The 13425-nt window shown below is 64.4% G+C and carries 8 protein-coding genes; all 8 read left to right on the top strand.

What is annotated here, in order from left to right; genetic code table 11:
• Positions 1-174: 174 nt before the first annotated feature.
• The 8 genes from CAF77_RS15665 to CAF77_RS15630 all read left to right on the top strand — a co-directional run bounded on the left by CAF77_RS15665 (position 175) and on the right by CAF77_RS15630 (position 13398).
• Positions 175-786: a lytic transglycosylase domain-containing protein gene (locus CAF77_RS15665; protein WP_064378899.1), complete on the top strand. Its 612-nt coding sequence runs from the start codon at positions 175-177 to the stop codon at positions 784-786.
• Positions 787-988: 202 nt separating this feature from the next.
• Positions 989-6814 (top strand): manganese-oxidizing multicopper oxidase MnxG, encoded by a 5826-nt coding sequence (mnxG, locus tag CAF77_RS15660; protein WP_085655716.1) that lies wholly within the window; start codon positions 989-991, stop codon positions 6812-6814.
• A gap of 75 nt (positions 6815-6889) precedes the next feature.
• The gene (locus CAF77_RS15655) at positions 6890-8812 is read left to right on the top strand and encodes a cytochrome D1 domain-containing protein (protein ID WP_085655715.1); all 1923 of its coding nucleotides are present in this window, start codon (positions 6890-6892) and stop codon (positions 8810-8812) included.
• Positions 8813-8825: 13 nt separating this feature from the next.
• The gene (locus CAF77_RS15650; RefSeq protein WP_011333425.1) at positions 8826-9476 is read left to right on the top strand and encodes an SCO family protein; all 651 of its coding nucleotides are present in this window, start codon (positions 8826-8828) and stop codon (positions 9474-9476) included.
• Positions 9473-10099, top strand: a complete 627-nt coding sequence (locus CAF77_RS15645) for an SCO family protein (RefSeq protein WP_064378902.1) — start codon at positions 9473-9475, stop codon at positions 10097-10099. Before CAF77_RS15650 ends, CAF77_RS15645 begins: the two co-directional genes overlap by 4 nt.
• A 9-nt stretch (positions 10100-10108) precedes the next feature.
• Positions 10109-11659, top strand: a complete 1551-nt coding sequence (locus tag CAF77_RS15640; protein ID WP_085655714.1) for an ABC transporter substrate-binding protein — start codon at positions 10109-10111, stop codon at positions 11657-11659.
• 15 nt (positions 11660-11674) lie between these two features.
• Positions 11675-12628 (top strand): peptidylprolyl isomerase, encoded by a 954-nt coding sequence (locus CAF77_RS15635; RefSeq protein ID WP_085655713.1) that lies wholly within the window; start codon positions 11675-11677, stop codon positions 12626-12628.
• A gap of 236 nt (positions 12629-12864) precedes the next feature.
• A complete protein-coding gene (locus CAF77_RS15630) occupies positions 12865-13398 on the top strand; it encodes a response regulator (protein ID WP_039769033.1) in 534 nt (177 codons plus the stop codon).
• The last annotated feature ends 27 nt before the right edge of the window (positions 13399-13425 follow it).

Below are 13425 nucleotides of genomic sequence, written 5' to 3'. Positions count from 1 at the left end.
GCCGAAAGGGCTTATGCAATTGCCATGCTCAGCCCCCGATAAATTCGGCTGTCGGGCTGGAGCCCTTGTATTACGGGCTTTTCCAGAGTCGGCACAGTGCTTGCGTACGGCTGATCAACGACGGGTCAGTGGGGCATTTCCCCCAATTTTTCGGGGCCTGTCAGGGGAGGCCCAATGATCCATTCATTCACTGCAGGACTGCTCGGCTGCGTGCTGTCGGTCGGTGTCGCACAAGCCGATGTCTTCGTTTCCATGGACGCCAAGGGTAGCTATGTGCTGTCGAACGTCCACCGTCCCGGACGCACTTACGAGCGGGTGATTCGCGAGGCCGATGCGCCGCTGGTCAGCCTTGACCAGCAACCGCAATTGATCGCCAACCAGCCCTACGCCGAGCTGGTGTCAGCGGCGGCCAGCGCCAATCACCTGCCCGAGGCTTTGCTGCACGCGGTGATCAAGTCCGAATCCAATTACAACCCCGGTGCCACCTCGCCCAAAGGCGCTGGCGGGCTGATGCAATTGATGCCCGACACCGCCCGCGAGCTGGGGGTGAAAGATGTCTACGACCCCAAGGCCAACATCCAGGGCGGGGCCAAATACCTCAAGCGCCTGATGACCCTGTTCGACAACGACATCGCCCTGGCCGTGGCGGCTTACAACGCCGGGCCGGACGCGGTGCTCAGCCGGGGCCGGGTGATCCCGCCGTTCGCCGAAACCCAGCGTTACGTGCCCAGCGTTTTGCGTCAGTACCGGCGCTTGCAGGGGCTGGCGGTGGATGCGCCGTTGTAGCCCCAGTCTTGGTTTTCCCCACTTTCGGGGCAAACCCGAGGGGCTCGGAAAAGTGGGGAAACGGGTGGGGAATATCCCCCGCATTCTCAAGTGACCTATGTAACCGTTTGAGTTGGAACGACATTTTTTGTGGCATGCGGATTGCTCCAAGGGATTTATCGAGAATCGTTCCCTGTGAGCACCCACTACGAGGTTTCCGATCATGGTTGGCATTCACCACGCACCGCCCCTGTTGAACTGGCTGCTGTTGCTGGTCTCGATGCTCAGCGTCGAACTGGCCAGCGCCGCCGTGCGCTGCGAGCGCAATCTGGTGGCCAATGTAGTCGCCTTCGATCAACCGCTGATGTTCAACCGCCTCGGTGCGCAGAATGCCAACGGCATGATGTACGCCTTGCGCCGCGATGTGGTCGATGACCATGACGTCTCGCTGGCCTATGGCGGCAGCGCGGTGCCTGGCAAGGTCTCGCTGCGTGCGGACAAGCGTCCACGGCCGCTGGTGCTGCGGGTGGCCGCCGGTGATTGCCTGACGATCAACCTGCAGAACCTGCTCGACTACCAGGCCAACCCGAACAAGCATTTCGAAGCACCTGAAGGCGAGGAGGGCACCGTGAACCCCGGTGGCGCCGATGCCTTCAAGGTCGACGAGCAGGTCGCCGACCGCCATGTCGGCTTCCAGGTCAACGGCCTGCAAGCGGTGAACAGCATCGACGACATTTCCTCCTACACCGGGCGTAACGCCAACACCCTGGTGCCGCCGGGCGCGAGCCGTTCGTACGTGCTGTACGCCGAGCGTGAAGGGGCGTTTGCCGTCAGCAGCCGTGGCGCGACATTCGGCGGGGAAGGCGCGGCCGGCAACACCGCCAATGGCCTGTTCGGCCAGGTCGTGGTGGTGCCGAAGTCGGGACGCACCTATCGCAACACCCTCACCGAAGAAGAAATGCGTCTGGCCACCACCGGCCGTACACCGGCCGGTCACCCGATCGTCGATTACCAGGCCCGCTACCCGCAGCGCGAACCGTGGCTGCGTGAAGGCAAGGCCGGCACGCCGATCATCAGCATGGTCGACGGCAACGAAATCATCTCCAGCGAAAGCGATGCAATCGTCATGGGCAGCAACGCCGATGGCAGTTTTGCGCCCAGCACCTATCCGCTGGAATCGATGGGCAAACGCAACCCGGCGATCCCCAATCGCCTCGAGCCGTTTCGCGATTTCGCCTCGCAGTTCCAGGACGAAACCGCCGCTACCCAGGCATTCCCCGCTTACTGGGCCGACCCGGTCATGGCCCATGTGCTGGAGCCGACCCGCGACTCGTTCATGATCAACTACGGTTCCGGCGGCATGGGTGCCGAAGTGGTCGCCAACCGCCTCGGCGTGGGACCGATGCACGATTGCCTGTCGTGCGCCTACGAAGAATTCTTCCTCAGCTCGCACACCGTCGGCGACGTGGCGATGCTGGTGGACGTGCCGGCCAATACCGGGCTTGAGAACATCGCCCCCGGCCAGACACCCAGCGCCGATCAGGTCGGCGTCAAGGCCACCATGGCCCTGTATCCGTCGGAGCCGTCGAACGTCAACCACAGCTACATCGGTGACTTCGTCAAATTCCGCAACACCCACAACGGCCACGAACAGCACATCTTCCACCTGCACGGCCATCAGTGGCTGTTCAACCCCAACGACGACAACTCCGATTACGTCGATGCCCAAGGCATCGGTCCGGGCGCCGGCTATACCTACGAAATCGCCAACGGCGGTTCCGGCAACCGCAACCGGGTGGCCGGCGATGCGATCTATCACTGCCACTTCTACCCGCATTTTGCCCAGGGCATGTGGTCGATGTGGCGGGTGCACGATGTGTTCGAAGAAGGCACTCGGCTGGAAGTCTCGCAACAGGGCGCCGATGGTTATCACAGCGAACCTTACGCCCTGCGCAGCGGTAAACCGGCTGCCGGTGCCCGCGCCTTGCCGGATGGCGAGATCATTGCCGGCACGCCGATTCCTGCCGTCGTGCCGCTGCCCGGCAAAGCCATGGCGCCGATGCCGGGCAAAGTGGTGGTGGTGCCGAAAATCGGCGACACCCTGGTCGCCGGCCACGATGACGACGATGAAGAAGAGGACGACGGCGAACACCACGGCGGTAACGGTGGTTCGCAAGCCATTGGTTCGCTGGCACTGGTCGATCGCAGCGAAGCCAACCGCAACGCCGACGGCAGCCTGAAAAACCCTGGCTATCCGTTCTGGATCGGCGGCATGGAAAGTTCGGTCGGTCAGCGTCCGCCAACCCCACCGCTGGACATGCTCGACGCCGCCACCGCGCAATCCTTGAAAGCCAGCGGCAAAGCGCTGTGGGCCAACCTCGATCCGAATCAGTCCGGCGGCTGGGACGGCGGCTTGCAGCGTCACACCCTCGACGGGGTGGCGGCCGGAGGCGAGGCGCACACCGTGACCACTTCGCTGGATTTCTCCAAGGAAGTCACCCGCGCCAAGCCGATCTACCTGCCCGAAGAAGGCACGGAAGTGGAACAGGCGGCGATGGCGTTCCACGCGAAAAAGGATCACCCAAGCTTTGCCTTGCTGCCCGGCAACCAGATCGTGGCCAAGGCCTTCCGCACCAACGGCGCCTTGCCGATGGCCGGTGCGCCGTACTACGAACCGTGCATGGACGACCGGCAAAAACGCCTGACCAGCAGCGCCGGCAGCGGTGAATTCGCCAGCGGCGACCGGCTGGACGGCATGTCCTTCGTCGGCGCCTCGACCTTCACCGCCGACCGGCCACGGATCTACAAGGCCGCCAACATCCAGTTCGACGCGGTCTACAACAAGGTCGGCTATCACTTCCCGCAAGCGCGGATTCTGGCGCTGTGGGAAGACGCCTGGCCAGTGATCACCAAGCAGCGTCCGCCAGAGCCGCTGGTGATGCGCATGAACACCTTCGACTGCGTGCAATACCAGCAGACCAACCTGGTGCCCGCCACCTACGAGATGGACGACTATCAGGTGCGCACGCCGACCGACGTGATCGGCCAGCACATTCACCTGCCGAAGTGGGACCTGACAGCTGCCGACGGTTCCTCCAACGGCTGGAACTACGAGGACGGCGTGCTCTCTCCGGGCGCCGTTCAGGAACGCATTCACGCAATCCGTGAATTCAACCAGTGCGAGGGCAGCGACCCGCGCGACGGCACCCAGGCGTGCCCGAAAGCCAAGGCGCATCCGTTCTTCGGACAGTTCGGGCGCAGTGACTGGATGGGCGCGCGCACGGCCATGCAACGCTGGTTCGTCGACCCGGTGGTCAACGCCAAGGGCGTGGATCGCGGGCTGGGCACCATCTTCACCCACGACCACCTCGGCCCATCGACTCACCAGCAGATCGGCCTGTATGCCACGGTGCTGGCGGAACCGGCCGGTTCCACCTGGTTCCACGCCGAAACCGGCGAGCCTCTGTACAGCGGCGCGCGCCAGGACGGCGGGCCGACCTCGTGGCAGGCGGTGATCAATACCGGCGACCTCGACGGCGACGGCAAGAACGACAGCTTCCGTGAGTTCTTCCTCGAATACAGCGACTTCCAGCACGCCTATGAAGCCGGTGTGTACGTGGGCGCCGGCCCCAACGGCGTGCCTAATCCGCAAGCGTTCCCGGCCACCGCCGACAGCTTCCGCTACGCGATCAACCCGCCGGTGCGCAACAACGCCAGCACCCTGCTCGAAGGCGTGCTGGAAGTGCAGGGCGGTCAGGTGCCGGGCTGCCCGAGCCGGCCTTGCCCGCAAGCGATCTCCGTGGATGATCCGGGCATGTTCGTCGTCAACTATCGCAACGAGCCGCTGGCCCTGAGGGTTTACGACCCGAACAAGGTCGGCCCGGACGGCAAGCGCGGCATGCAGGCCGACGGCCTCGGCGGCGATCTGGCGTACGCCATGCAAAGTCGTACCGACCGGGCGATCCCGGCGATGAACCTGGCACCGAACCTGGTGACGGCCGCCACCGGCCCGACTGGCGGCACCACGCTGTTCCCGCCGCACATCAACAAGGGCGGCAGCGAGCCGGGCGACCCGTTTACCCCGATGCTGCGTACCTACACCGGCGACAACGTGCGTCTGCGGGTGCATGCCGGCGGCCACGAGGAAGAGCACAACGTCACCCTGCACGGCGTGAAATGGCTGCAGAGCGGTTCCGGTTTCGGCAACAGCTCTAACTCCGGCTGGCGCGCCTCGCAGATGATCGGCATCTCCGAACAGATGGGCTTCATCGCACCGGTGTCGATGCTGTCCAGCTCTGCGGCGACCACCGGTGACTATCTGTACTCGATGGACGCTTCGATCGAAGGCTACTGGAGCGGGATCTGGGGCGTGATGCGCAACTACACGGCCAAACGCAATGACCTGTTCGCCATCCCCAACAACCCGAGTCCGGCGGGCATGCGCAACACCGTGGCGTTCGAAGGCAGCTGCCCACGGATCAGCGCCAACCCCAACGGCATCGGCACCCGGCCGACGGTGCAGCGCAACTATGAAGTGGTGGCGGCGCTGGCCAACGACATCCTCGGCAATTCGCTGGGCCTGAGCATCGGCGATTCGGCCGGGCTCGGTCAGCATGTCGGCGGGCCGCTGAATCCGGCGGGCGGCACCCTGGTGCTGAACTCGCGCACGGTGAGCATTCCGCAGGTCACGGTGACCGATCCGGAGGACGGCGAGACCATCACCATCGGTGGCCAGAGCGGGCCGCTGCATGATCCGACGGCGATCCTGTACGTGCGCAAATCCGACCTCGATCCGGTCAGCGGCAAGCTCAAACCCGGCATTCCGGTCGAACCGCTGGTGCTGCGCGCAGCGGCCGGGGACTGCATCAACATCACCCTGGAAAACCGTCTGCCGAGCGTGATGCCGGACCTGACCCAGACCGCGGTGATGCAGGGCATCGTCAAACGTGATCGCAACAGCGGCCTGGGTTCGACCACCTTCAGCAACAACCTGATGCGGCCGTCCAGCCACGTGGGGCTGCACGCCCAACTGTTGGCCTATGACATCACCAAATCCGACGGTGCCAACGTCGGCGCCAACCCGATCCAGACCGTGCCGCCACGGTTGGGCAGCAGCGGCGCCTACCCGACCCGGACCTATCAGTACTACGCCGGGCACCTGGAGCGTGAAGGCAAACCGGTCACGCAACTGGGCCGCAGTGTCGACAACATCAATGCCACGGCCGTGGAGTTCGGAGGCCTGAACATCACCCCGGCGGATGTGATCAAGCAACCGCAAAAAGGCCTGGGTGGGGCGATGAGCATCCTGCCGATCGGCGCGACCTGGGTCGACGATGCGCGCAAGGTCAACGCCACGGTCACCGCACCGGGGCAGACGACTTACCGCGACTTCGCGATGGTCTGGCACAAGGCGCTGAACACCCGTTGGGCCAATGGCCGGCCAGTCGAAGGCATCGCTGCCGAGGGCTTCGGTGTGCCGACCGATCCGCAGGACAACTCGAGCATGGCCATCAACTACAAGACCGAACCGCTGTGGTACCGCTTCGGCCTTGCCCCGGATGCGCCGTTCGGCCATGCCGATGGCACGGGTTATGGCGACATGACCAACGCGCACATGGCCTACAGCAATGCGCTGGTGGGCGGCGATCCGCAGACGCCGGTGCTGTATGCCAAACCGGGTCAGCCGTTCCGTACGCACATCCTGATGCCGAGCGGCGGCAGTCGCGGCACGACGTTCCAGCTCGACGGACACGTCTGGTCGCTCAACCCGTTCCAGGCCGAGAAGAGCGACACCGGCGGCTACCCGATGGGCACGCCGGGCGTGGGTTCGGTGCGCTTCGGCTACAACCCGATGTCGATGTACATCGGCGCTCACGAAAGCATCCTGCCGGCGGCGCACTTCAGCTTCATGATCCCGAGCGCCGGGGGCAGCAACGCAATACCGGGGGACTACCTGTTCCGCGATTACGGCGCCTATGGCAACACCTCGGGGCTGTGGGGATTGCTGCGGGTGACCAATGAGCCGGAGCCGGCGCCGCCTGCTCAGTAGGTGCCAATGCGCAACCTGTGGGAACCGGTGAACCCGCTCCCGCAGGTGGGGACAGGATTTGTAGGGGAGAGCGACATGAACAGGATCATCAACATCATCGGCGTCTGCCTGCTGGCCATGGCCGGCGCGCTGCTCACGCTGAGCGAGATTGCCCTGGCGCAAACCGGCGCCGGGCAGGTGCTGACCCGCGACGGCGTGTCGATCGCCTTCGATCTGAAGCCGCTGGCCAGCGATGGCCAGCTGCGTGAGGGCGAGTTCGCCGACGTGCAGTTTCGCGTCACCGACGGTGCGTCCGGCCAGCCGTTGTCCGGTGTGGCGCCGGGGGCGTGGATCGATCCGCAAGCCGTCGCCGCCGACCAGGCCCAGGGCCGCGACCAGAGCTGCAAGTCGCGGGTCGGTACGTTCCTCAAATCCAACATCGGCGCGCGGCCGCTGCTCGACCTCAACAGCTATTTCCTGCTGGTGATGAACCGCGATGCCAGCGTTTCGGTGGTCGATCCGTCCGTCTCGGTCGGCGGCATTACCAGCACCCTGGCGCGGATCGAACTCAAGCAATCGCCGATGGACTGGGTTACGCCCAAGGACAACAAAAAGGTCTTCGTGTCGATGCCGACGGCAGGGGAAGTGGCGGTGATCGACAGTGAGCAATTCAAGGTCATCGACTCGGTGGCCGCCGGCAGCCAACCGGTGCGGGTCGCGCTGCAACCGGACGAGCGTCTGCTGTGGGTCGGCAACAACGCGGCCAAGGCTGAAGAATCCGGGGTCACGGTGATCGATACCCAGAGCCTCAAACCGCTGAAACACCTGGCGACCGGTCGCGGCCACCATGAAATCACCTTCAGCAAGGACAGCCGTTTCGCCTTCGTCAGCAACCGCGACGACGGCACCCTGAGCGTCATCGACGTCGCCGGCCTGAGCCTGGTGCAACAGGTCAAGACCGGCTCCAGCCCGTTGTCGGTGGCGTACTCGCCGCTGTCCGGCGCGGTGTACGTGGCCGATGGCAAGGACGGCACCGTCACCGTGATCGACAGCAACAGCCGCGCCGTGAGGCGGGTGATCAAGCTGCAACAGGGCCTCGGCCCGATGGGCTTCAGCGCCGACGGCCGTTTTGGCGTGGTGCTGAACACGGTGGAAAACCGCGCCACAGTCATCGACGCGGCCAACGATTCGGCGATCCATGACCTGGAGGTTTCAGCCGAACCCTATCAAGTGGTGTTCACCCAGGCGTATGCCTACGTGCGCGGACTGGCCTCGCCGAAAGTCACCATGATCAACCTGTCTTCGCTGGGCGAAGGGCGTCAGCCGATTACTCAGGGTTTTGAAGCCGGGCCGCAGCCGCCACGGCTGGCCGGGGATCTGCCGCTGGCATCGAGCCTCGCGGTATCGCGCGATGACAACGCGGTGTTCGTGGTCAACCCGGTGGACAACACCACCTATTTCTACGCCGAAGGCATGAACGCGCCGATGTCCGGTTACCCCAACCGGGGGCAAATCGCCCGCGCCGCGCTGGTGATCGACCGCAGCCTGCGCGAAGTCTCGCCGGGTCTCTACAGCTCACGAGTGAAACTGCCGGCGGCGGGGCGCTTCGACGTGGCGTTCCTGCTCAATCAACCGAACATCATTCATTGCTTCACCGCGCAGGTGGCGTCCGACGGCGCGCCGGAAAAACACCTGGGCGCGGCAAAAGTCGAGTTCCTGCTGGACAAGACCGCCGTGGCCCTCAACGACCCGTACGTGGTGCGCTTTCGCATCGTCCAGGGCAAACAGAAAATCCAGCGCAGCGGCGTGACCGACGTGCAGTTGCGCTACTTCCTCGCGCCGACTTCCCGGCCCCGTGAAGTGGCGGCGCTGGAAGTTGCTGACGGCGTGTACGAAGCACCGGTGACGCTTGATCGCAGCGGCGCCTGGTACCTGCACGTGCGCGCGGCCTCGCTGGGCGCCGGTTTCGACGACAAGACCTTTGCCAGTGTCCGGGTGCTGCCCGGCCAGACTCAGTGACGAGGAAACGACCATGAACCGATTTGCATCCCGTGGCCTGCTGACCCTGTGCCTGTTGGCCGTCGGTATCCAGCAGGCCAGCGCCCACTCGGCGGACGAGCATGCCGGCCACACCGCACCGGCCGCCAACAGCCAGGAACACGCCCAGGTCAAGTTCGCCGACGTGCCGTTGCTCGACCAGAACGGCAAGACCGTGCACCTGGAGCAGGATCTGGTGCACAACAAAATCGTGGTCATGAGTTTCATCTACACCAGTTGCACCACGGTCTGCCCGGTGGTCTCGTCGATCATGGGCAAGGTGCAGAAACAGCTCGGTGCCCGGGTCGGCGCGGAAGTGCAACTGGTGTCGATCAGCATCGACCCGCAGCGCGACGACCCGAAACGCTTGCAGGATTACGCCCGCACCTTCCAGAAAGGCCCGGGCTGGAGCTGGCTCACCGGTTCGCCGCAATCGATCAGCGCCACCCTCAAGGGCCTCGGCAGTTTCAGCGGCGACTTCAAGAATCACCAGCCGCTGATCCTCGTCGGTGACGGCAACAGTCGCCACTGGACGCGCTATTACGGCTTCACCGATCCGGCACTGCTGGCCAAGGAAGTCGAGAAACTCAGCGGCCTGCGCACCCACGCCAAACACACCGCGATTGCCATGGAGCAACAGCCATGAGGACCCTGGACCGGATCACCCTGACAGTGTGTTTGTGGATTTTCAGCGCCATGGCCCTGGCTCACGAAGGCCACGAACAACCGGCACCGGCAACGGCCAGCGCTGCGCCCGCACCGGCCAAAGGCACCCACGACGCGAAAACCTGGTTCACCGACACGCCGCTGCTGGATCAGAACGGCGACGTCCAGCGTTTCTACAGCGATGCGCTGCACAACCGCGTGGTGCTGCTCAACGTGATCTTCACCAGTTGCAATGACGCCTGCCCGCTGATCACTCGCAAGCTCAAGGAAGTCCGCGAGCTGCTGGGAGACAAGGCCGACGGCATCACCTTCATTTCCCTTACCAGTGATCCGCTGCGCGACACGCCGGCGGTGCTCAAGGCTTACACCTTGAAGCAGGGCGCCGATGACCCTCACTGGCTTTTCCTTACCGGCGACAAGGCGCAGATGGACCTGGTGCTGGGCCGCATCGGTCAGATCGTGCCGACGCCCGAGCAGCACTCGACCCAGTTGATCGTCGGCGATGTGGCCAACAAACGCTGGAGCAAAATCCGTCCCGACGCCCCGGCCACCGCCATTGCCCAGCGCTTGCAGCTGCTGACAATGCCTGTGGCCGGCCGCTGAGTCCGCGCCATGAACCTCGGCCGCGTCCTCGCCCTGATCCTGCTCGCTGGCGTCAGCCTCGGCGCGGCCGCATTGCCGCTGACCGATGAAGAAAGCGCCGGCAAGCGTCTGTACCGCGAAGGCCTGTCCGCCAGCGGCGAGCCGATCATGGCGCGGGTCGGGGCGGCGGATGTGTTGCTGCCGGCCACCAGCCTGCCGTGCGCCAACTGCCACGGCGCCGACGGTCTCGGCCGGCCCGAGGGCGGGGTGCGTCCGCCGGAACTGAACTGGTCGCGGCTGACCAGCATCCACGGTCAGCAACAGGTCAACGGCCGCAACTACCCGGCCTACACCGACAGCAGTCTGGCGCGGGTGATTCAGCAGGGCCGCGACCCCGGTAACAATCGCCTTGACCCGAGCATGCCGCGCTTCCTGCTGTCGATGAAGGATCAGCGCAATCTCACGGCTTACCTCAAACGCCTGGCCGATGACCGCGATCCGGGGCTCGATGACCAGACCTTGCACTTGGGCACCTTGCTGCCCAGCCAGGGGCCGCTGGCCGAGGAGGGCGCCACCATCGCGGCGGTGCTCAACGGCAGTGTGGCGCGGATCAATCAGGCCGGCGGCATTCACGGCCGGCAGTTGCGCCTGACCGTGGCCGATCCCGGCCCGGATCGCGCCAGCGCCGAACAGGCCCTGCAACGGCTGATCGAGGAAGAGCAAGTCTTTGCGCTGATCGCGCCGCTTGCCCCGGCGCTGGACAGCGAACTGGCGCCACGTCTGGAACAGTCCGGCGTGCCGCTGATCGGGGCCCTGTCGTTGCTCGGCCCGGTGCAGGCCAGCCCACAGATTTTCGAGCCGCTGCCGGGCCTGCGTGAGCAACTGATCGCATTGGCCGACTACGCCACCGCCAGTCTGCGAGTGCTGCAAGGGCCGACGCTGATTGCCTATCCCGATGACCCGGCGCAGGTGCTGGCGGCACAGGTCCTCGGCCAATATCTACAGGATCACGGCTGGGAAAAAGTCCATCTGCAGGCCTACGACCCGGCGGCGGACAGCTTGCCGCTGGGCTCGCGCTCAGTGTTCTACCTCGGTAGCGGCGGAGGTTTCAGTCGGCTGGCGGCCGGATTGCAGAATGCCGGGCAGGTGCCGTACCTGTTTGCTGCGTCGAGCCAGGTGGCGGGGGATTTGTTGCAGGTGCCGGAGGGCTTTTCCCGGCGGGTGTTTCTGGCGTATCCGTTCGTGCCCAGCGACTGGACCCAGGCCGGGCGCATGGCCCTGACGCTGTTGCGCGAGCATCAAGGCCTCGGCGCCCAGCACGCGGTGCTGCAAGTCGGCGCCTACGCCTCGATGCTGTTGTTCAGCGAAGGCATGAAGCAGGCCGGCCGCGACGCCAGCCGCGAAAAACTGGTGGCGGCCCTCGAAGGCTTGCACGACTTCGACACCGGCCTGACCCCGCGCCTGAGCTTCGGCCCCGGCCGACGATTGGGCCTGAGCGGGGCGCACGTGGTCACCGTTGACTTGCCCGACCAGCGTTTTTATCTGGTCGCTCCCTACAAACCGATTATTGCCACGCCCTGACCGGAGGCCCTGATCATGAAGCTCAAAACCCTGTGTTGGCTGCTGACAGGCTGGTTGTCGGTGGGAATGGCGAACAATGAACCGGTGGCCGCCCGGGTCAACGGCGAGGCGATTTCCGAGTTTCGCCTGGAACGTTTTTTCGCCGAGTACCTGGAAGATCAGGGCCGCGCCGTGGCGAGCATCCGCAACCCCAAGGCCTATAAACAACTGCGTCAGGCCGCGCTGGACACGCTGATCGACAAGGAACTGCTCTGGCAGGAATCGCGCAAGCGCGGGGTGAAAATCGATGAGCAAACCGTGCGCGAACAGGTCGAACAGACCCGCACCGCCATCGGCGGCACCGACAAATTCCTCCAGCGTTTGCAGGACGCCGGTTTCGATGAGGCCTCGTTCACCGAGTACACCCACCGCGAACTGGCGGCGCAGCGGATGTTTGCCGAACTGACCCAAGTCCAGGCCCCGGACGAGCAGACCGTGCGGGCTTTCTTCAACGAACACCGCGCCGAAATGGGCGCACCGGAGCAGGTCCAGGCCCGGCACATTCTGATCAAGGTTGCCGGCGATGCCGATGCCGCCACGGTTGAAGCGGCACGACTACGCTTGATGCAGATGCGTGCCGCTATCGCAGGGGGGCAAACCTTTGCTAGCGTCGCGCAATCGGGATCGGAAGATGTCACCGCCAGCCAGGGCGGGGACCTGGGGTATTTCGCCCGTGGGCAGATGGTGCCGGCCTTCGAAACGGCAGCGTTTGCCCTCAAGCCTGGTGAGGTCAGCGAGGCGGTGCGCACACCGTTCGGCTGGCATTTGATTTTTGTCGAGAACCACAGGGAGGCGGCCGATGTCCCAGAGGAGCAAGGGCTGGAAACAGTCAGGGCGTACCTCGCCCGACAGCAACAGACCCAGGCTCGTCGTCAGGTGCTCGCGCAATTACGGGCAGAGAACAGGATCGAACGAATTGACGACGACTGAAGGTTCCCCCCCAATAGTGGGGAATGGCTTCGATGCCCATTCAGGTGCTTCCCCGTTTCTGGGGAACGGGGTACCGGGACGAGCGGGCATTTCCATTCAATTCAAGGACATGAAGACAAAAAATTACCGGCATTCAGCCTGGCATGAAGTGTGCGTTACCTCTTGTGAGGCGCACTCCAGCAGGTTCGGGTCATTGAATTTCAATTGCCGGCACTTGAGGTTTCAGGGAGTCCACCTTGGTTAACAAAGTACTGGTTGTCGAAGACGAACAGCTGCTTGCACAGAACCTTCAGGATTATCTGTCGGCGCAAGGGCTGGAAGTCCGGATTGCACATGACGGCGCAGAGGGAATCGGCCTGGCCGAGACTTTCGCCCCCGACGTGCTGGTGTTCGATTACCGCTTGCCCGATATGGAAGGGTTCGAGGTGCTCGACGCGGTCCGCCAGAACAGGACGTGTCATTTCGTGCTGATAACGGGTCACCCGACCGCTGAAGTCTGTGAGCGGGCGCGGCAACTGGGGGTCAGTCATATCCTGTTCAAACCGTTTCCGTTGGCGGAACTTGCCCGAGCTGTCTGCGACCTTCTGGGGATCCAGCGCGAAGCGAAACCCGGTGCGAGCCCATCCGAAGGCTTTGTCGAACGACGCCAGAGCAGGACCGAGAGCTTCCCGTTGCAGTTATACGATGGCAGTTGGGTGCTGGCGGACCGCCGACGAAACCGGTCGGAGGTCATGGCACCGGACGACGATCAAATGCTCACCGGGGAGTAATGGCGCGATAGACGTTCCGGCACTCGC

Source organism: Pseudomonas sp. R15(2017) (genome assembly GCF_002112685.1).
GTDB lineage: Bacteria > Pseudomonadota > Gammaproteobacteria > Pseudomonadales > Pseudomonadaceae > Aquipseudomonas > Aquipseudomonas glycinae.
Note: the sequence above shows the minus strand (reverse complement) of the source record. Positions and strands in the feature narration are given on the sequence as shown.